The organism is Pseudomonas arsenicoxydans, assembly GCF_006438915.1.
In the GTDB taxonomy this organism is placed as follows: domain Bacteria; phylum Pseudomonadota; class Gammaproteobacteria; order Pseudomonadales; family Pseudomonadaceae; genus Aquipseudomonas; species Aquipseudomonas arsenicoxydans_A.
In genome coordinates this window covers 53934-73643 of the sequence record NZ_RCZE01000007.1, presented here as the reverse complement: position 1 = coordinate 73643, position 19710 = coordinate 53934, and the positions used below count along the sequence as shown (strand labels likewise).

General features: G+C 60.4%; 14 protein-coding genes and 1 pseudogene. 9 read left to right on the top strand and 6 right to left on the bottom strand.

Translation table 11 applies throughout. The annotated features are described in order from the left end of the window. Nucleotides 1-109: 109 nt before the first annotated feature. The 4 genes and pseudogenes from EAH78_RS16095 (at nucleotide 110) to EAH78_RS16080 (ending at nucleotide 2990) form a co-directional block, all read left to right on the top strand. Nucleotides 110-1284 (top strand): annotated as a pseudogene (locus EAH78_RS16095) (HD domain-containing phosphohydrolase). Between the two features lie 108 nt (nucleotides 1285-1392). Next, nucleotides 1393-1827, top strand: a complete 435-nt coding sequence (locus tag EAH78_RS16090) for an NUDIX hydrolase (protein WP_140668386.1) — start codon at nucleotides 1393-1395, stop codon at nucleotides 1825-1827. Nucleotides 1828-1851: 24 nt separating this feature from the next. Further along, entirely contained in the window at nucleotides 1852-2490 is a 639-nt protein-coding gene (locus EAH78_RS16085) for a LysE family translocator (protein WP_140668385.1), read from the top strand. Nucleotides 2491-2492: 2 nt separating this feature from the next. Continuing rightward, nucleotides 2493-2990 (top strand): GNAT family N-acetyltransferase, encoded by a 498-nt coding sequence (locus EAH78_RS16080; RefSeq protein WP_140668384.1) that lies wholly within the window; start codon nucleotides 2493-2495, stop codon nucleotides 2988-2990. Between the two features lie 134 nt (nucleotides 2991-3124). Here EAH78_RS16080 and metR read toward each other — a convergent pair whose 3' ends face one another. Next, nucleotides 3125-4042, bottom strand: a complete 918-nt coding sequence (metR, locus tag EAH78_RS16075) for a transcriptional regulator MetR (RefSeq protein WP_140668383.1) — start codon at nucleotides 4040-4042, stop codon at nucleotides 3125-3127. Nucleotides 4043-4149: 107 nt separating this feature from the next. Between metR and metE the strand changes: the two genes are divergently transcribed. Continuing rightward, nucleotides 4150-6462, top strand: a complete 2313-nt coding sequence (metE, locus tag EAH78_RS16070) for a 5-methyltetrahydropteroyltriglutamate--homocysteine S-methyltransferase (protein WP_140668382.1) — start codon at nucleotides 4150-4152, stop codon at nucleotides 6460-6462. A gap of 43 nt (nucleotides 6463-6505) precedes the next feature. On the opposite strand, the gene EAH78_RS32725 is transcribed toward metE, so the two are convergent. Together EAH78_RS32725 and EAH78_RS16065 are read right to left on the bottom strand one after the other, a co-directional pair. Continuing rightward, nucleotides 6506-8215, bottom strand: coding sequence for a hypothetical protein (locus EAH78_RS32725; protein ID WP_240051887.1), 1710 nt, complete (start codon nucleotides 8213-8215; stop codon nucleotides 6506-6508). After that, nucleotides 8212-11721, bottom strand: coding sequence for a dermonecrotic toxin domain-containing protein (locus tag EAH78_RS16065; RefSeq protein ID WP_240051886.1), 3510 nt, complete (start codon nucleotides 11719-11721; stop codon nucleotides 8212-8214). Before EAH78_RS16065 ends, EAH78_RS32725 begins: the two co-directional genes overlap by 4 nt. 205 nt (nucleotides 11722-11926) lie before the next feature. Here EAH78_RS16065 and EAH78_RS16060 point away from each other — a divergent pair, with 205 nt between their 5' ends. Further along, nucleotides 11927-12961 (top strand): alpha/beta fold hydrolase, encoded by a 1035-nt coding sequence (locus tag EAH78_RS16060; RefSeq protein ID WP_140668381.1) that lies wholly within the window; start codon nucleotides 11927-11929, stop codon nucleotides 12959-12961. A 189-nt stretch (nucleotides 12962-13150) separates the two neighbouring features. Here EAH78_RS16060 and EAH78_RS16055 read toward each other — a convergent pair whose 3' ends face one another. Beyond that, complete coding sequence (locus EAH78_RS16055; RefSeq protein WP_140668380.1) at nucleotides 13151-13507, bottom strand: DUF6124 family protein; 357 nt, start codon at nucleotides 13505-13507, stop codon at nucleotides 13151-13153. Nucleotides 13508-14112: 605 nt separating this feature from the next. Here EAH78_RS16055 and EAH78_RS16050 point away from each other — a divergent pair. The 3 genes from EAH78_RS16050 to EAH78_RS16040 all read left to right on the top strand — a co-directional run bounded on the left by EAH78_RS16050 (nucleotide 14113) and on the right by EAH78_RS16040 (nucleotide 16492). Further along, complete coding sequence (locus EAH78_RS16050) at nucleotides 14113-14778, top strand: DsbA family oxidoreductase (protein WP_140668379.1); 666 nt, start codon at nucleotides 14113-14115, stop codon at nucleotides 14776-14778. A gap of 113 nt (nucleotides 14779-14891) precedes the next feature. Then, nucleotides 14892-15587: a hypothetical protein gene (locus EAH78_RS16045; RefSeq protein WP_140668378.1), complete on the top strand. Its 696-nt coding sequence runs from the start codon at nucleotides 14892-14894 to the stop codon at nucleotides 15585-15587. Continuing rightward, nucleotides 15584-16492, top strand: coding sequence for a hypothetical protein (locus EAH78_RS16040; RefSeq protein ID WP_140668377.1), 909 nt, complete (start codon nucleotides 15584-15586; stop codon nucleotides 16490-16492). The genes EAH78_RS16045 and EAH78_RS16040 overlap by 4 nt, the downstream gene beginning before the upstream one ends. 37 nt (nucleotides 16493-16529) lie before the next feature. Here EAH78_RS16040 and EAH78_RS16035 read toward each other — a convergent pair whose 3' ends face one another. Both EAH78_RS16035 and EAH78_RS16030 read right to left on the bottom strand, forming a co-directional pair. After that, nucleotides 16530-17918 (bottom strand): sigma-54-dependent transcriptional regulator, encoded by a 1389-nt coding sequence (locus tag EAH78_RS16035; RefSeq protein WP_140668376.1) that lies wholly within the window; start codon nucleotides 17916-17918, stop codon nucleotides 16530-16532. Then, nucleotides 17908-19680 carry a sensor histidine kinase gene (locus tag EAH78_RS16030; RefSeq protein ID WP_140668375.1) on the bottom strand — a complete coding sequence of 591 codons (1773 nt, stop codon included), beginning with the start codon at nucleotides 19678-19680 and terminating at the stop codon, nucleotides 17908-17910. The genes EAH78_RS16035 and EAH78_RS16030 overlap by 11 nt, the downstream gene beginning before the upstream one ends. Between the last annotated feature and the right edge of the window lie 30 nt (nucleotides 19681-19710).

Genomic DNA, 19710 nt, shown 5'->3' with positions numbered 1-19710 from the left:
CGTTTAGTTGAGGCACGAGAAATCATCTAGCCTGTAGGTCAGGTCCCGGCAATAGGGGGTGTTTACCCGGCGCTTGTCACGATGCTGCCGTTTCACTTGAGGTCATGCCATGGAAGAGCAAATCCCCACACCGTTGATCGATAAACCCAAGGTGCTGCTGGTCGATGACGAGGGGTGATTCTCAACAGCCTGCGCCGTCTGTTACGTGGCCAGTCCAACGACGTGCTGCTGGCCACCCGTGGTGCTCAGGCGCTAGAAATCTTGGCGCAACAACCCATCGACCAGGTGATGAGCGACGCACGCATGCCCAGCATGGACGGCGCCACGCTGCTGGCGCATATCCACTAGCGCCACCCTGAAACCACCCGCATCCTGCTCACCAGCTACGCCGATCTGACGACGATTGTCAAAGCGATCAATGAAGGGCAGATCCACCGCTATATCAGCAAATCCTGGAACGACGAGGAAATACTCCTGACCTTACGCCAGGCCCTGGCTCATCAGTATTCCGAGCGCGAACGCCAACGTCTGTTGCAGTTGACGCGGCAGCAGAACGACCAACTGAAATCGCTCAATACCACCCTGGAAAAACACGTCGCGGCCCGCACCGCTGAGCTCCAGCAGACCGCCGACATGCTCGACCTGGCCAAAGAAGAACTCAAGCGCAGTTACGTTACCGGCACCGAGGTGTTCTCGTAGCTGGCCAACTTGCGTCTGTCGCCGGCCAAGCAGACCAACCGCCAGATCATCGAACTGGTGCGGGTGTACTGCAAACTGCATGGCCTGGATGAAGGCACCAGCCGCGACCTGAGCATGGCCGCGGCGCTCTACAACATCGGCAAGTTGAGCTGGTCCGACAGCATGATGACGGCGCCTTCGGACCTGCTGCACCATAACGATCGCGAGCGCTATCGCAGTTATCCAAAGCAGAGCGAATCGCTGTTGATGATGCTCGATCCAATGAAGGATGCCGCCCGTCTGATTCTTCACCATCAGGAGCGCTGGGACGGCAGCGGTTTTCCCGACAAGCTCAAAGGCGAGGCGATCCCGCTCGGTTCGCGGCTGTTGAAACTGGCGGTGGATTTCATCGAATTGCAGCGCGGGCTGATCCTGGCGCGTAATCTCAACGCCGACAATGGCATGCTGCTGCGTAACGCCGGTAAGGTGTTGAACGGACCCTTGGTGGAAAAGCTAATCGCCTTCGAAGCCATTGAAGGCGCGAAATACAGCATTTTCGTGAAGGTGCCAGAGCAAGTGAACGGCGCGATTCTCGAGGTGGGTTAGAGTTTTCAGTCGCGGCCCCCCCTGTGGTGCTTTGAAGATGTTTTCGGCGTGACGAGGCAGCGGCAGCCATGTGATCCTTGCTCCTTTTTCCAAGGACGATCCTGATCCATGACGCTGTCATCCGCTGCTTCGCCCCGCATCATCCGCATCGCCGCCGCCCTGTTGATCGGCCCCGACGGCCGTACATTGCTGGTGCGCAAGCGCGGCACCCAAGCCTTCATGCAACCGGGCGGCAAGATCGAAGCCCATGAGCAACCGGTTCACGCCTTGGCCCGCGAGCTGGAAGAAGAGCTGGGGCTGATCATCGATCCCGCGCAGGCCGGTTACCTCGGGCAATTCTCGGCACCGGCGGCCAACGAGCCGGGTTTTGTCGTACAGGCCGAGCTGTTTTTGCTGACCATCGATGTCGACGTCACCCCGGCTGCCGAGATCGAAGAAGTGATCTGGATCGACCCGGCCACCGACGGCGGTGTCACGCTGGCACCCTTGACACGGGACCTGATCCTGCCGTTTTATCGAGCCTCACTGACCGAAACTGCCTGATCATTTCCGGACGAAGGATTGCCCATGATCCCGCTTCAAGACCTGCTGATTTTCGCCGCTGCCGCGTTGCTGATGGTGCTGACGCCGGGGCCGAACATGATCTACCTGATCTCCCGTTCGATCTGCCAGGGGCGCAAGGCTGGCGTGACATCGTTGCTCGGCGTGGTCGCGGGGTTCTTCGTGCATTTGTTCGCGGCTGCAGCCGGTTTGACCGCGGTGTTTCTGGCCGTGCCGATGGCCTATGAAGTGTTGAAATGGGCGGGGGCGTTGTATTTGCTGTGGTTGGCCTGGCAGGCGGTCAAACCCGGTGCGCGTTCGCCGTTCGAGCCGCAGCAGTTGCCGCCGGATTCGTCGCGCAAACTGATCACCATGGGGTTTCTCACCAGCGCGCTGAACCCGAAGATTGCGGTGTTTTACCTGTCGGTGTTTCCGCAGTTCATCAACCCTGAACACGGCTCGGTGTTCAGCCAAAGCATCATCCTCGGCCTGACCCAGATCAGCGTCAGTTTCTGCGTCAACCTGTTGATCGCATTGTTCGCGGCGGGCATCGCCTCGTGGTTCGTCAGGAACCCGACCTGGCTGGCGGTGCAGCGTTATGTCATGGGGTTTGTGTTGGCAGCGCTGGCGGTACGGCTGATGCTTGAGCAACGCAGGGCGGCTTGACCATGTGGATCGAACGGCTGGACGCCAGCCATGCGCTGGCTTACCGGGAACTGATGCTCGAAGCGTATGACCGGCATCCGCAGGCGTTCACCTCCAGCGTGCGCGAACGTGCGGCGATGCCTTTGAGCTGGTGGGAAGGGCGCCTGACCAGCAAGCTGGATGGGGTGTTCGGTGCATTCGAGGAGGGCAGGTTGGCCGGCATCGTCGGTCTCGCCTTCGAGCCTCGGGAAAAGGCCCGGCACAAGGCGACACTGTTTGGCATGTACGTGTCGGCCGATTTTCGTCAGCACGGCTTGGGTTATGAACTGGTGCAAGCCGCGCTGGCCGAAGCGCAAAACCATACTTCGCTGAAACTCATTCAGCTCACCGTCACCGCCGGCAACGAAGCCGCTTTCAACCTGTACCAGCGTTGCGGCTTCATCCAGTTCGGCCTGGAACCGCTGGCGGTGCGGGTCGGCGAGGACTACTTCGACAAGATCCACATGTGGCGTGAGATCTGAACCTCACCGATATCCAATGTGGGAGCGGGCTTGCTCGCGAATGCGGTGGATCAGCCAACATCAATGCTGAAAGTCAGTCCGCATTCGCGAGCAAGCCCGCTCCCACATTTGATTGCATTCCAGTCAGTAAATGATCAGCGAACGGCGCTCACACCATCCAGTGTCGAGAACGACGTGTCCTTCGCCGTCAGCAAAAAATCGCGCATGTACGGCGCATCCAGCATGTCCGCGCGGATCCCCGCGTACAACGTTGCAAACAAGCCTTTCTCGCCCAACCGCTTGGCCTTCACATACCCCCGCGAGCTGTATTCATGCAGTGCCCAATGCGGCATGCCGCACACGCCGCGTCCGCTGGCCACCAGTTGCATCATCATTACCGACAGTTCCGAGGTGCGGACCTGCGCCGGTTCGATGTCGGCCGGCTCGAGGAAACGGGTGAAGATGTCCAGTCGATCACGTTCCACCGGGTAGGTGATCAGAGTCTCCGTGAGCAAGTCTTCGGGAACGATGTAAGCCTTGCTCGCCAACCGGTGCTGGTTCGCCACCGCCAACATGGCTTCATAGGTGAACAACGGCACATAGGTGATCCCGGCGATGTCCAGCGGGTCGGAGGTCACCACCAGGTCCAGATCACCGCGTGCCAGCGCCGGCAACGGCGCAAAGGAAAACCCGGACGCCAGGTCCAGTTCGACTTCGGGCCACGCATCGCGGAACTGGTCGATGGTCGGCATCAGCCACTGGAAGCAACTGTGGCACTCGATCGCCATGTGCAGCCGTCCGGCGGTGCCACCGGCCAATCGCGCGATATCACGCTCGGCGCCACGCAGCAGCGGCAGGGTGGCATCGGCCAGTTGCAGCAGCCGCAGGCCGGCGCTGGTGAAGCGCACCGGTTTGGTCTTGCGCACGAACAGCTGCATGCCCATGCGCTCCTCCAGTTCCTTGAACTGGTGGGACAGGGCCGATTGCGTCAGGTGTAAACGGTCGGCGGCATCGACCAGGCTGTCGGCTTCACGCAAGGCGTGCAGGGTCTTGAGGTGGCGGATTTCAAGCACCGGATGGCTCCATGAGGAAAACTTGTGATCAACACGAAAAGGTTGAGTTTGTCTCATGTTGGCTTGCCTGTCGACAATAGCGCCATCTTTTACAGGAGCAATTCACCATGGCGCTGGCCCACACACTCGGTTTCCCACGCATCGGCGCGGACCGTGAACTGAAAAAAGCCCTCGAATCCTACTGGAAGGGCGACATTGATCAGGCTGGCCTGGACCGCGTGGGCCGCCAATTGCGCGCCATGCACTGGCAATTGCAGAAAGGCGCCGGCATCGACCTGCTGCCCGTGGGCGACTTCGCCTGGTACGACCAGGTGCTGACCCATTCGCTGACCTTCGGTGTGATCCCCGAGCGTTTCGACCGCACCAAAGATGCAGCCGGCCTGCCAACCCTCGACACCTTGTTCGCCATGGCCCGTGGCGCCACGGCCAGTTGCTGCGGCGGCGACCACGGCACCGCGCAATACGCCCAGGAACTGACCAAGTGGTTCGACACCAACTACCATTACCTGGTCCCGGAATTCACTGCTGACCAGCAATTCAAGCTGAGCTGGGAGCAACTGTTCGACGAAGTGGATGAAGCCAAGGCCCTCGGTCACAACGTCAAACCGGTGATCATCGGTCCACTGACTTACCTGTGGCTGGGCAAGGGCAAAGGCAACGACTTCGACAAACTCGACCTGCTGGAACGCCTGCTGCCGGTGTACAACGAAATCCTCGGTCGTCTCGCCGCACAAGGCGTGGAATGGGTGCAGATCGACGAGCCGATCCTGACCCTCGACCTGCCGCAAGCCTGGAAAAGCGCCTTCGAACGCGCCTATCACATCCTTCAATACTCGCCGCTGAAGAAACTCGTAGCGACCTACTTCAGCGGTCTGGAAGACAACCTCGGCCTGGCCGTCGGCCTGCCGGTGCAAGGCCTGCATATCGACGCCGTGCGCGCACCGGATCAACTCGGCCAGGTGCTGGATCGCCTGCCGACCTACAAGATTCTCTCGGTCGGCCTGGTCAACGGTCGCAACGTCTGGCGGTGCGAACTGGAGCAGGCGCTGGCTCAGCTGCAACCGGCGCAAGAGCGTTTTGGCGACAACCTGTGGGTCAGCAGTTCTTGCTCGTTGCTGCACAGCCCGGTGGATCTGCGTCGCGAAGACAAGCTCGATCCGGAACTGAAAAGCTGGCTGGCGTTTGCCGTGCAGAAGTGTGACGAAATTGCCGTGTTGCGCGATGCCCTCAACGATCCGCAGTCACCCAAAGTACACGCCGCACTGGCCGAGAGCCGGGCGATTCAGCTCAGTCGCGCCGAGTCGCCGCGTATCCATAAAGCCGCGGTGCAGGCACGGATAAATGCCATCAGTGACAAGGACAGCCAACGCCAATCACCGTTTGCCCAGCGCATCGAGCAGCAACGTGCGCGCTTGAAGCTGCCAGCATTCCCGACCACCACCATCGGCTCGTTCCCGCAGACCGGTTCGATTCGTCTGGCCCGTCAGGCGTTCAAGCAGGGCAAGCTGTCAGCCAACGATTACACCGACGCCATGCACAGCGAAATCCGCCACGCCGTGCAAATACAGGAACGCCTGGGCCTGGACGTGTTGGTGCACGGGGAAGCCGAGCGCAATGACATGGTCGAATACTTCGCCGAACAACTGGACGGCTACCTGTTCACCCGTTTCGGCTGGGTCCAGAGCTACGGGTCGCGCTGCGTCAAACCCGCGATTATCTACGGTGACTTGAGCCGTCCAAAGGCGATGACAGTCGACTGGATCACTTATGCACAGGGACTGACCGACAACGTGATGAAAGGCATGCTCACCGGTCCCGTGACCATGCTGATGTGGTCGTTCCCCCGTGAAGATGTGTCGCGCAAAATTCAGGCGCAGCAGTTGGCGCTGGCCCTGCGTGATGAAGTGGTGGACCTGGAAAACGCCGGCATCAAGATCGTGCAGATCGACGAAGCCGCCTTCCGCGAAGGCTTGCCGCTGCGCCGGGCGCAATGGCAGGAGTATCTGGATTGGGCGGTGCAAGCGTTCCGCCTCACAGCCTCCGGCGTGCGGGATGAAACCCAGATCCACACCCACATGTGCTACAGCGAATTCAACGACGTGATCGAGTCCATCGCGGCGATGGATGCCGATGTGATCACCCTCGAAACCTCGCGTTCGGACATGGAGTTGCTGGAGGCGTTCGAAGCATTCGACTACCCGAACGACATCGGGCCGGGTGTCTACGACATCCACTCGCCACGGGTCCCGGACACCGCGCAAATGGTCAAGTTGATGAGCAAAGCCGTAAAGCGCATTCCTGCGGAGCGGTTGTGGGTGAACCCCGATTGCGGGTTGAAAACCCGCGCGTGGCCGGAGACCGAAGCGGCGTTGGTAAATATGGTGGCGGCGGCGCGACAACTGCGCAGCCAGTTGGCATAAAAAGCCCAAAACGGGAGCGGACAAACCGCTCCCGTTTTGCGCGCTACAGCGGCTCGAAGTGCTTAAGCGCTACTGATCTTTTGCCGATATCGGCGTAGGGAAGGGCAGCGTTGTCGGCGTGGGTCAGATACCGGTGCTCGGGCAGTTTCAAGTGGGCTTTCTCGAATTCGGCAAATGCCGGTGCGGGCTTGCTGTAGTGGAAGTGGGCATACCACAGCACCTTGGGCGGCGTTGCCGTCAGGTCCCACACTGGGTACTCCTGCAGGTAATCGATCCGTCCGTCAGGGCGTTTGCCGAGATTTTTCATCGGCGCCGTTTTACGGATCTGCACCGCGTTTTGGTTGATCAGGTCGTCGAGCATGCCATCGGTAGGTTTTTGCGTACGTATCGACTGGCGCGTACGCATTTGACGCCCGGTAGCCGTGAGTTCCGTGGCCTTGTCGCGCAGTTGCTCAATGATGGAGTCGTGCGGGGCAAGTTCTTCGATAGTGAGGGCGCGACGGTTCAGCTCACTGGCCTCGCTGACCATCATGTGCTCCAGATCGACCCCAAGCATGTCCTTATCCGCATAGGCTTGAACCCTGACCTTGTAGGTTTCCTGGGATTGCAGGCGGTTATTGGCATCTTCGACCAAGGCCTGAAGGTTTCTTTGTGGCGCTCCAGACGTCTGTTTAGGCGGGTTCAGCAGACGAGACTTGCCGTTGACGCCCAGTTCCCAGATTTCCTCATAGCCACCCCGGCCTGTCAGCGTGTATCGGTGCGTCTGGGTGGTCGACTCCCAATGCTCCACCCCGATCAGCAAATGATCATCTTCGGTGGTGAATACTTTTTTACTGCGTTGCCCGCCGGGGGAAGCGGGGGCCGGCTGATCCATGGCCCTGCGCGCTCGTTCGGCCATTTTTTCGATACCGTCCAGCAATGGGGCGACGGCGTCCAGATGGAAGTGCTGAGGATAGCTGGCGGTCCAGGCATTCATGTCGCGGCGAAACTGCCCGTACAGATCGAAGCACTCTTGCAAGATCTGATTGCGTTGAGCTCGGGTGGCGGTGACTTCCGGCAGGCTGTATTGGGTGAACAGGGCGCGATCGACTTTGATCCGCAGATTCTCGGCCTGGCCTTGCAGATAGAACCAGGAAACATCTTGGGTCGTATCAAAGCGTTTGACGATTTCCAGCAAATGCCCGGTTCTCAGATAAAGCAGATTCATCTCGCTGAGCCGACTGTTCAGCATCATGACTTCAGGGCTCATTTGTGCCTTTTGGCTGCTGACCGATATGCGCTCATACCACAGGTTGAGATTGCGCATCGCGGCATCGATTTGATCCAGCCCGTGTAAAAAGTCCACACGTAACTTGCGGATGTCTCGCAGTATCTGGAAACGCTCACTGAGCGCGTTGTCCGGCAGTTCATCAAGGCGCTCGACAAGCTCGTCGATCCTGTCGATCAGCGGGCTTGTCCGATGGTTGGCAAAGAACGCGCGTTGCTTGTACCGGTCAGCGATCAACAGGGCGTCATGGCTCTGCATCTCCCGGAGCGCGCGTTTTTTGTTGCCGTGAGTGAGGGGCGACAGTTCAACCAGCGTCTGGTAGTGCCTGCCAGCCAATTCGATGTCGGCGATACACGCGGTTTCTGTCGCCGCCATCAGTGTCGGGCGATGAGCGGCGGTACTGGCGTTGTACTGTTCGATCAGGGCATTGGTCCGGGGGACTTGGGTGTCGAGTTTTGGGGCAAAGTCATCGGCGGCTTCGGTCAATTGGTGATGGCGCCGAAAGGCATGATCGGCCCACCAGCGTGGCAGGCGTGCGCGAATGGCCGCTGGCCAGAGCGGTCTAGCCCGTCCGCCAGGTGCCCGAGTGCCCCACCGCCTCCCAGTCCGCCGCCCTCGAAGGCGACTCCGTAGACACCGAAGTAAGTGTCCCAACGGCCCGCCTCATCAAGGCCGATGGGTTGTTTATAGGTTTTTTGATGAGTGCCGGTCAGTCGCCAATAACGTGAGTCCGTGCTGCGTTCAACCTGAAAGATTCGCCCCTGGCGAACGATAAAGTCGCCGTCTGCGTGCCGGTAAATATTGCGGTACATCCCGTGGGTGGCCGGTTGTAAGCCGGCAAGAGAGATCGGCTTTTGATAATCGTAACCGGCGAAGCGATTGAAGCCATGCCGCGCTTGACGCCTTGATTTTCCTTGCAGCGCCCCCGCACTTTTGCCCAATGCGTTGATTTGACGAAGCCGTGCCAGTGAACGGGCGCCCTTGGCTGACCGGGATCCTGCGGACGCGCCCGGAAGGACGTCCATGGCGGCATCGATCAGTGACAGCAACACCGATTCAATCTCCGTCAGGCCGTCGCCTACCTCACCGCGCAACAGGGCCGCGGCGGCGTGGTTGGCGCTGTGCCAGGCATCGTAGATCGCGATGCCCGCGCCGACATATGGCACCATGCTCACGGCCATTTTCATGTAGTTGAACGCCCTCGGACCGCTGAGCGCGTAGCGTTCCAGGTACAAGGCATCGTTGGAGCGCGAGGTTGCGCGATGCACTTCGATCAGTCGTCCCATGTGCGCATTGAGCAAATGGGCCGACAGTGACGTGGTTTTCGGCCAGGGCATGCCAATCCCGATCATCGCGTCGAAATGCTTGAGCACCGCCTGGTTGATGCGGCTTTCATGAGCACTCACTGTGCCTTGCAAGGCGCGTCCTGCCAGATAGCTGACCATCTCGCTGCGCAGGCACAGATTGAACAGGGCCTTGCGAGCTGTCTCGAGATTGTCATAGCGGCGCAGGAACTGGCCGTCGGGACTGTCAGGCAAATAAAGCAGGGTCATCCCGCTGACTTGCTCTTCAACGAAAGTCACCCCGGACAACGTGGTGGGTCCCCCGTTTGGCGTGTCCTTGCCACCGGCGCTCAGGTACGCCGGCAAGAGCACGATGCGCTTGCCTTCGACGTTCCAGGCTTGCGGGGTATCGGCCTCAATGGCGATGTTAAAGACCTGACATTGGTTTTGATTGATGTGCTTTTGCAGGCGCGCGCACATCCCCTGCAACTGGAGCATTGCTCGCCAAGGCTCGATCAGGCATTCACGCCGATGTTCCTTCACGAACGCGGCCTCGCTGGCCGAGCCCATGAAGGTATCGCGAATCAGGTTTTCATAAGTTTGGGGCAGGTCCAGCTCCGGCAGCACTTTACGCAGCCAGGGCAGGGTGATGCCGTTCGCCAACGCGCGGCGTTCGGCTTCATCCGCGGCCGTGACCTCCAATCGCATAAAACCCAGTCGCAGTGAAAGGGGCTCCAGCTGCATCGAGGGCGTGTTATCGATGTTGAGCTGGGCAAGTTCTTCGAGTGACATTTTGCTGCGGCTTGCACTGGGCACTGCGACGAGTTTCTGTGGGGTTCCCGGGGTGGCGCCATCGGACAGTTGTTTTCGCAACGTCACCGCGTCGGGCAGATCCAGTTGCACGCTGAAATGCCCGTTGAGTGAGAAGTCTTTTCGCAGACGGGCCTGCAAGTGCTGACGGGTGAAATCGTCACGAGGAGGCAGGGCGCTTTCCAACTGTTGGTGACTACGGTGCATGGCGAGGATATACGCCTCGACCAACCCCTTGAGTTCAGTGCGGTCGGACGCCGATAAAGTGCCCAACCATTCGGGCAACAGGGAGAAGAGGGTTGCGGCGCGGCTTTGTTCCAGCAGGTGAGAGAAGGCCAGGCTCCGTGCGGCCGGCACCGGCACTTGCAAGGTGGCGAGTGTTTGTTTGCGCAATTTTTCCAGTTCGTCTGCACGTTGTAGGGCTTGGGCGGCGTCGGGAGTGGGCAGGCGTAAATGCGCGGCTTGTTCTTCGAAATGGGTGGTCTGCTGATCAAGGCTGAAATGCAGCGGGTCGCTAACGATTGTGTTCAGGTGCAGGGCCAGGACCTTGTCCTGACTCTGGATCTTGAACAGCTGTCGCTCCAGTTCTGAGCGGTTGGCAAACCGTTGCAAACCGCCTCCGGTGCCGGGCCAGTACAACAAAAGACTGTGCGGCGATGGCGTATCCCGGGTGATGACGAAGGGACCGTTGAGCGCCTCGCGGGTAGTGCTGCCGTTGGCCCCGATCATCGACAGCGTCAGGCTGGCGGCGGTGATGGCGGCGTCGCGATCGGCCGCGAGCGGCGTATCCAGCACCGCGTTGATCAGGCTGAACTCATCATTGTCGAGTTGCTTGAGCGCGAACTGAAGCTGGGCTTCGGAGCGCAGGCCATCCTTGTGCGCCTGATGGAGTGCGCTGAACTCGCGGTTGAGGGTCGTAAAATCGAGGGCGCGCGACCGGTAAAGCAGGGCGGTTGCGGATGTATCGGCGGCTTGCTCAGCCGTCTCCAGCGTCTTCAATGCCTCTTTGAATGACGGGTGGCGGTCGCTGCCGAGATCGTCGCCCAACAGTGCTTCGAGCGCATCGCGCTGTCGGTTCAGTGAAGCCTGGCGCTGGGGCCAGGGAATGTCGGCGAACAGGCTGTCGAACAGCGGTGGTTCATCTTCAAGCGCGCTGTACGGCAGGGGGATTTCAAGGTCCGCAGGAACGGTGAAAACCACGGCGTTCGCGTACTGCGGGTGTAAAAGCAGTTCTGTGATTCCGACAATGAGGGGCTCGGCTTTCGCGGTGTATTCAACGCGCACGTCATCGTCGGGCAGGCCCTGCGGAACGAGGGATTGCCCGGACAACCAGTCTTCCATGTCACTGCGCTGATTGAAGCGCTGAATGGGAACCGGCCGGCCCGGCAGGTACAGCCACTGCGCGGCGGGTTGCCGGTCGCCGACGCTGATGACCCAGGCGGCCGGGAGTTTCAGGGTGCCGCTGTCGCTCAACACCAAGGTCAACTGCTCGGTGTGGATGGGCTCATCGTTCAGACGCAGAACAGAGGTGGGCGGAGCCAGGATCAACAACAACGGCTGCAACTGTTCAGCCGTCAGGGTCCGGCGAGCGAATGCCACCTGCGCGCAGGCCTCGAAATGACGGCAGTACAACTGACCCGCCCGCTCGCGCCGCGACACCGGCGTACCCGGTGCCCGGGCATCCCAATAGGCATTCCAGCGTTCATTGAGCGTCGGTTCCGGGCGGTGACCTCGACGCGGAGCGGCGTCAAACAACGCCTGCAAACCCTGGCTGCACTCGCGCCAACGTGCCCAAGCGCTCAGCAGCAGGCTTTCATCAGGGTTGTTTTTCAGGAGCGCGGGGGCCGATATCCCAATAGGTGGGGAAACCGGCAGGGTGCTGAACGCACTGTCATTCATGGCAACGGGGCTCTGTGCAGGGGAGCGGCGTATCCGCTCTTGAAGCGCACCATTAAAAGAAATCTACCCGCGTCCATGGCACTACATAGTTATCGCATTGACCATTGGGCGAGATTCACGAAATTGTCACGCAACTGTGGCAGCGCGATTGAACAAACATCATCAGACTCGCGCTCTACTGGGGTTCTGCGTTTTGGTGTTTTTCATGCGTGCACGATTTTTATCAACAGCGGCCTTTCTGGCCGCGCTGCTGTTCGGCCTGCCGTCTTTCGCGGCGTCCCGTTGCGACGTCAACGTTCCAACCGAACATGCCGATCTGGCGCAGGTAAGCCTGGCGTACCAGAGCATCGGCCGTGCGTCGGATCCTGCTTTGTTGCTGGTGATGGGGTTGGGCGGGCAGTTGATTCATTGGCCGGATGAGGTGGTGGTCGCGCTGTGTCAGCAGGGTTTCCGGGTGATTCGTTACGACAATCGTGATGTTGGCCTGTCCACCTGGCGGCAAACCCCGGCCGAAGCCAACCTGACCTTCGAAGCCTTGCGCTACAAACTCGGCTTGCCGGTGTCGGCGCCGTACACCCTGACCGACATGGCCGATGATGCGCTGGGGTTGATGGACGTCTTGCACGTCGAACAATTCCACGTCTTGGGCGCGAGCATGGGCGGGATGATTGCTCAGCACATGGCGGCGATGGCGCCGCAGCGTGTGGAAAGCCTGACGTTGATCATGACCAGCTCCGGGGCCGAAGGCTTGCCGGCGCCGAGTGCGGCGCTGGTGCAATTGTTGTCGCGTCGTGGCGCGCCGAATCGTGAAGTGGCGCTCGAGCAGCAGGCCGATTTGCTCGCGGCGCTGGGCAGTCCGTCGGTGACGGATGACCGTCAGGCGTTGCTGCAACAAGCGGCGCAGTCCTACGACCGGGCGTTCAACCCCGAGGGCGTAAAGCGCCAGATCATGGCAATCCTCGCCGAGCGCAGTCGTGTGGGTTTGCTCAACCACTTGCGCGTGCCGACGCTGGTGGTGCATGGCACGGCTGATCCGTTGTTGCCGGTGATGCACGGCGTGCATTTGGCGGCGCACATTCGTGGCAGTCAACTGGTGCTGATTCCGGGGTTGGCGCATCGCTTCCAGGAAGCGTTCAAGGCACCGCTGCTGGCGGCGGTGTTGCCGTACTTGCAGACCCATCGCGAGGACACTTCGCACTGGGCGCAGATTGACCCGGTGCCGTCCCCGAATCTCCTGTAACCCCCAATCCATCTGTTGGACAAAAACCCTGTGGCGAGGGAGCTTGCTCCCGCTGGGCTGCGAAGCAGCCCAAAACCTGCGTACGCGGAGTCTCAGAAAGTCCGTATTCACCGGTTTACGACTGCTGCGCAGCCGAGCGGGAGCAAGCTCCCTCGCCACAAAGGCTCCCCAGTCACGACAGATTCGGGGTTAGGTGGGGACGACGTTATCCAGCATCAGGTTCACCGCCAGTTCGCCGAGCATGACCGAGTGCTGAATGCCCAGCAGCGTGTGACGCTGTGTGCCGTTCAACTGCCCCGCGAAATCACTCAACATCACGCTCGCTGACGCCAGGGATTCGCAGGCGTTGACCAGCAGGGTTTCGTGGTCGGTGTCGGGGGCAACGAAGTAAATGGTGCTGGGTTTGCGTGGGGTGTCTTTGGGGATGACCGGTTTGAGGTAGTAATCGAGGGCGCGGTCGGCGGCTTCGTTGAGTTTTTTGGACTCGGGGGTTTCGTAGGGGGAAACGTCGTCGGTTTCCGGTGGATTCGGAGTAATTTTGAACATTGGGTATTCTTCCTAAAGTCAGAGCCGCAACCTGTCTCGCTACTAAACGGAAAGGGTGGCAGCTGTGCGCAAGTTAGTAGACCGGTAAAGATTACCCAAAAACCCGGCGCGCCCGAGGGCGCCATGCGCACAGCTACCATCAAGTGCAGGTCGAAACCTGACTGATGACACTTGTGCATCCGAGGATAATCTAGCCGGGCTACTAAACCCGATCACTGGAAATCAGTGACAGGACCAAGTTACCGACGGGCCTCCAGGCGCACAAGCCGGCGGATTCTGACGTGGTTGTAGGCGACGGCGCAAGGCGCTGTAGCTTTCCGGAAGTAACCTTAAACAGAACTAAACACACCCCCAGAAAACACCCCAAATCCCCTATTGGAACAACCCTGTGGCGAGGGGGCTTGCCCCCGTCCGGCTGCGCAGCAGTCGTAAACCCGGTGTATGCGGTTTAACTTTGAAATGCTGGGGCGGCTTCGCCACCCAACGGGGGCAAGCCCCCTCGCCACAGGGTTGCTCCCACAGGGGATTGTGGTATGGCTGCCACCTTGGGCCTGTCGGGTGTATCGTTCGAACTTTCCCGCGCGATCCAGCCAGCGAGGTGTGTGATGAGTACCCCTTTGAAAATCGATTTCGTCAGCGACGTGTCCTGCCCTTGGTGCGTCGTCGGCTTGTACGGCCTGACCCGGGCGCTGGAAATTTTGCGTGATGAGGTCCAGGCCGAGATCCGCTTCCAGCCGTTCGAGCTGAACCCGAAGATGGGCCCCGAAGGGCAGAACATCACCGAACACATCAGCGAAAAATACGGCTCGACGCCCGAGCAATCGCAGAAGAACCGCGAAATGATCCGCGCCCGTGGCGCCGAGGTCGGGTTTACGTTTCGCACCGACGGCACCAGCCGCATCTACAACACCTTTGATGCGCATCGGTTGCTGTACTGGGCAGGGCTGGAAGGCTTGCAGTTCAACCTGAAAGAAGCGCTGTTCAAGGCGTATTTCACCGACGGCGGCAACCCGTCCGATCACGGGCAGTTGGCGCAGATTGCCGAAAGCGTCGGGCTGAACCGGCAGCGGGCCGAGGCGATTCTGGCGTCGGAGGAATACGCCAAAGAGGTGGTTGAGGAAGAGCAGCTATGGCTGACCCGAGGCGTGAGTTCAGTGCCGACGGTGGTGTTCAACGGGCAGTACGCCGTCACTGGCGGGCAGCCGGTGGAGACGTTTGTCGGGGCGATCCGGCAGATCATGAGTGAGTCCAAGGGCGGGCAAGTGAACTGAAGCCAGCACGGCCGCTAGAGCGTTGCGCGTAAAAAAATATCAATGTGCCACTACAGTTGAGACGAAAGCTGCCGACACAGGAAGCACTGTTATCAATCATAGGGACTTGATCCATGACCTTTCACGCGTTTCGTACTTGGGCTGCCATCACGTTGCTGGCCTGCCTGACCCTCACTGGCTGTGCTCACGTCCAGCCTCCTGTGCCGCTGGACCATCAATTCTGGGATGCCAAAGAGCCGACCATCGGCGTGGCAATCACGGTGCTGCCGGCGCCGGTGCTGGCATTGACCGGTAACCAGGGCCTTATCGATTACGCGATCAACCGCGGCGTCAACAGCAAGCTCAGCGACAACGTGGAGCATTGGCAAACCCGCGACCTTAATACGTTGCCGGATGTGATCGTCGCCAAGCTGCAAGCCAAAGGCTACAAGGCCAAGCGGATCGACGAGCCGCTGGACCTGCAAAAATTCAAGGAAACCAGTTTCCGCGAAGGCTACACGGTACGCGACTTGACCCCGATCAAAGCCGCTCAAGGTGTCGATCGACTGCTGTTGGTCAACGTCTTCGCCACCGGCGCCACTCGCAGCTACTACAGCGTCGTGCCAACCAGCGCTCCGATGGCCCAGGTGACCGGGCAGGGCATGGTGGTCGATCTGGCGGACAACAAACTGTTGTGGTTCCAACCCTTTGCCGCGGTGCAAGCCGCCCAGGGCGAATGGGATGAGCCAAACTACGCCAACTTGTCCAACGCCTTCTACCAGGCCATGGACACGAGCCGCCAGCAAATGATTACCCCGTTCGCGCAATGAAACGCTCAAGCGCGGCCGCTGCGGCGCTGACGTTGCTGATGTTGGGCGGTTGTGCGCAGAAACCGGGCCCCCAGCCCGGTTTCAAGGACCAGGGCGCGTTGCCCTATGTCCAGGCTCACGGGCTAAAGGTTGAGGTGCAACTACCGCCGACGTTTGTCGGTGCCAGCACGGTGATCGATACCAAGGCAGCCCAGGCCGCCGCGACCTCGAGTTACAACATGGTGGCGAGTTCGGGCAACAGTGCCGGGCTTGCTGGCGTGCTGGTTGCCAGCCTGGTCAATACGCAAATGGGCAGCGGCACGTTGCAGCGCGATGCCGAAAAAGCGGCGCTCAATGAGGCGCGGCCCATGGCCGACTTGCTGGCGGGTGTTCCGTTGCAGGAGCGTCTGCAACAGCGCTATAAACAGGCTTCGCAAGTGGCCGGGTTCAAGCAGGGAGAGGGGCAGGTCACCGCGCGCCTGGTGATTGAACCCAAACTGATGCTGACCCCGGATCGTGGCAGTTTCGTGCTGATCAATCAGGTGCAAGTCCAGGACATTGCCGGTTCGGCCCTGTATCGCATGCGCATCGAAGTGGTCAGCCAACCGATTCGGCGCTGTGGCAAGGAATGCATCGACGACGGCAGCCTCGATCTGGCGAAGGTCACGGCCGCGCTCGACGAGTGTATCGACGAATCGATGCGCGTTCTGTCCACCGACCTGATGCAGCCACCGCCACCGCCGGCGGCCCAGGAAACCTTGCGTTATGTTCTCGATGGCCAGAGGGTGGTCGAGCGCGGTTATCAACTGGCCACCAACGGCAGCTACTGGCGCTATCGCAACCTGTACGGCGCGGTGAAATCGGTGCCGGTGCCGTTTGAAGACGCCATGAGCCAAGCACAGTTGCAGAAGGTGTATGCGCACTAGCCGTGCGACGATGGGCAATCGCCGCACAGTTCAGTGATCAGCGGACAATCTTGTCCACATGGATACCCAGTTTTTTCAGTCGATACCAAAAGCTGCGCTCGGAGATCCCGATCAACTGTGCCGCCGCAGCCTGCACGCCATTGCTCTGCGCCAACGCCGCCAGAATGTAGAATTTCTCCACCTGTGCCAGTGCCGCTTCCAGGTCCGCCGGCACGCTGCCTTCCGCGACCAGAACACCACTGTCAGTGGATCGTGACGCAAACAGGTACGCCGGCAAATCATCCTCTTCAATCACCGCCGCCGACGCCACGATGGTCGCGCGCTCCACGCAGTTTTGCAGTTCTCGAATATTCCCCGGCCACGAATAATTGGCCATCGCCTGCAATGCCTCGGCGCTGAAACCGGTGATGCGCTTGCCCGCCGTGGCCCCCAGCGTATGGGCGAAGTGCCGGGCCAGTGGGGCGATGTCTTCGACCCGCTCACGCAGCGCCGGCAACGGAATCGGGAACACGTTGAGGCGGTAGTAAAGGTCTTCGCGAAACTCCTTGTTCGCCACCGCGTCCAGCAAGTTCTTGTTGGTCGCCGCGATCACCCGCACATCCACCTTGCGCTCGCGCGGATCGCCCACCGGTTCAATCACCCGCTCCTGCAACGCCCGTAGAATTTTCGCCTGCAAGGCCAACGGCATTTCACCGATCTCATCGAGGAACAACGTCCCTTGGTCCGCCTGCATAAAGCGCCCGACCCGATCTGCCACGGCGCCGGTAAACGCGCCTTTGCGGTGGCCGAACATTTCGCTTTCCAGCAGGCCTTCCGGGATCGCCGCGCAGTTCACCGCAACGAAGGGTTTGTCTGCGCGATTGCCGTGTTTGTGGATGGCGCGGGCGACCATTTCCTTGCCGGTGCCGCTCTCGCCGGTCAGCAGGATGGTCGCGTTGCTTTCACGCACCGAGTCGATGGCGTGCAGCACCCGGCGGAAGCTCGGGCTGTCGCCGATCAGGCTGTCGATCTGCTGGTGTTCGTCGAGTTCGGCGCGCATGCGCTGGTTGTCTTTGAGGATGTCGCGAAACTGCAGGGCTTTGTTGACGGTGATGTCCAGTTCGTCGATATCGAACGGCTTGGCGATGTAGTCGAAGGCGCCATTGCGCATTGACTGCACGGCGTTTTTCACCGTGCTGTAGGCGGTCATGACGATCACCGGCAATTGCGGATAGCGGGTTTTGATTTCCGCGAGTAATTGCGGGCCGTCCATGCCGGGCATGCGCCAGTCGCTGATCACCAGGTCGATGTCCTCGGCCTCCAGCACCTTGAGTGCGTGCAAGCCATTGCCAGCGGTGAACACCTGAATGCCGCTCTGACTCAAGGCCGATGCCAGCAGGTCGCACAGCTTGGGTTCGTCGTCGACCACCAGTACGTTATGTGTCATCACTGCCCCTGTCGAAGTGTTCGCCGTTGGCCGGGATGTACAAGGTGAAGGTCGCCCCGGCCGCTTTTTCACTGACGCATTCGATGCGTCCGTCGTGACTTTCCATGATCGAGAAGACCTTGGCCAGACCCAGCCCGGTGCCTGACGCCTTGGTGGTGACGAACGGCGTGAAGATTCGTTCGAGCATGTCCGGGGCGATGCCCTGGCCGGTGTCCGTGAAGCGGATAACGGTGACGTGCTGTTCACTGCTGATCCCGACGGTCAGGCGACCGCCCTCGGGCATGGCGTCGATGGCATTGACCACCAGGTTCAGCCCGGCCTGCTTGAGTTGCCGCGCATCGGCATACAGGGTCGCGGCCGGCGCGCGGTCCTCGATAAGCACCTCGATATTGTGGCTGGCCAGTTCCGGGGCGCAGAAGCCGATCAACTCGTCCACCAGCGGACGGGCCAGTTGCGTTGAGCGCATCGGTGCGCTGGGCTTGGCGAAGTCGAGGAAGTCAGTGATCAGGTCATTGATGCGGCTGACTTCGCTGACCACGTATTCCAGGTGACGTTTGTCGGTCTCGGGCAGATCGGCGCGCCGGTGCAGTAATTGCGTGGCGGTTTTGATGATGCCCAGGGGGTTGCGGATTTCATGCGCCAGGCCCATCGCCACTTCGCCCAGCGCATGCAAACGGTCGCGACGGCGCAGCTGTGATTCCAGGTGTTGCAACTCGCCGAGGCGTTCGCTCATGTGGTTGAACGTGCTGCTCAGTTCCGCCAGTTCGTCGCCGCCGGTGACCTCCAGACGCTGGCGGTAATCGCCGGCAATCACCGCTTGTACGCCTTTTGACAGCCCGCGCAACGGCTTGGTCAGGCGCTGCGACACCAGCCAGCCGACCGCCAGGGACGCCGCCGAGCTGAGCAGGAAAATCAGGATGAACAGGTTGCTCTGGTTCACCAGCCCGACCAGGCTGGTGTGGCGCAGCAGGCCGCTGAAAATCACGCCTTGCAGCTCGCCGTTTTCATTGAATATCGGTCGATAGATGCCGCTGTAGCGGTTGGTGAATTGCTCGATCGGCTGCTTGGTGGTGCGCAGGATTTGTTCGATCTTCTCTGGCACGGTCGCCGGGTGATCTTCGAAGCGCTGGGTGGCGAAGATCTCCAGGAAGTCGTCGGCCTTGGCCAGGTACAAGCGCAGATCGAGAGAGTGCACATCGGCCACGCTGGTGAGGAAGCTGCTGTCGAGGTACGTCGCGACCACCAGTTTATAGTCAACGTTGTCCTGATCGGTCTCGAAGGTCGAGACCACCGTGCCGGTCGCCACGCCGCCGACTTGCAGGGTCTGCAACACCGCTTTGGGTTCGATGCTGATTTGCCGGACGATGTCGTCGGCGACGGTGCTGAACACCACTTTGTGATCGCTGTTGCGCACCAGCGCCACCACGTCGATGCCCATGGAATCGGCAATGTCGGTGGTGAGTTTGTCGTGCCTGGTCGACAGTCGATCCGTGGGCGGGCGGGTGTAGCGCAGGAACAACTGTGCGGCCCGGGCGTTTTCGTGGAGGATTTCAGTGATTTCGTCTTCGACGATCTTGGTCGATTCCTGCAGCCAGATGCGCACGTTGCTGTCGAAAATCTGCGACAGCGTGGTGGCCGCCAGTTCGGCGGCAATCATGGTCGGGATCACGCTGACCAACCAGAAGGCGAGCACCAGTTTGCGTTGCAGGCTCCAGCCGGAGAGGGCGAACGGTCGGGCGGTGACGGGTGATTCTTTGGTCATTGGGTTTCGCTTATCGCAGCAGGTCCGATC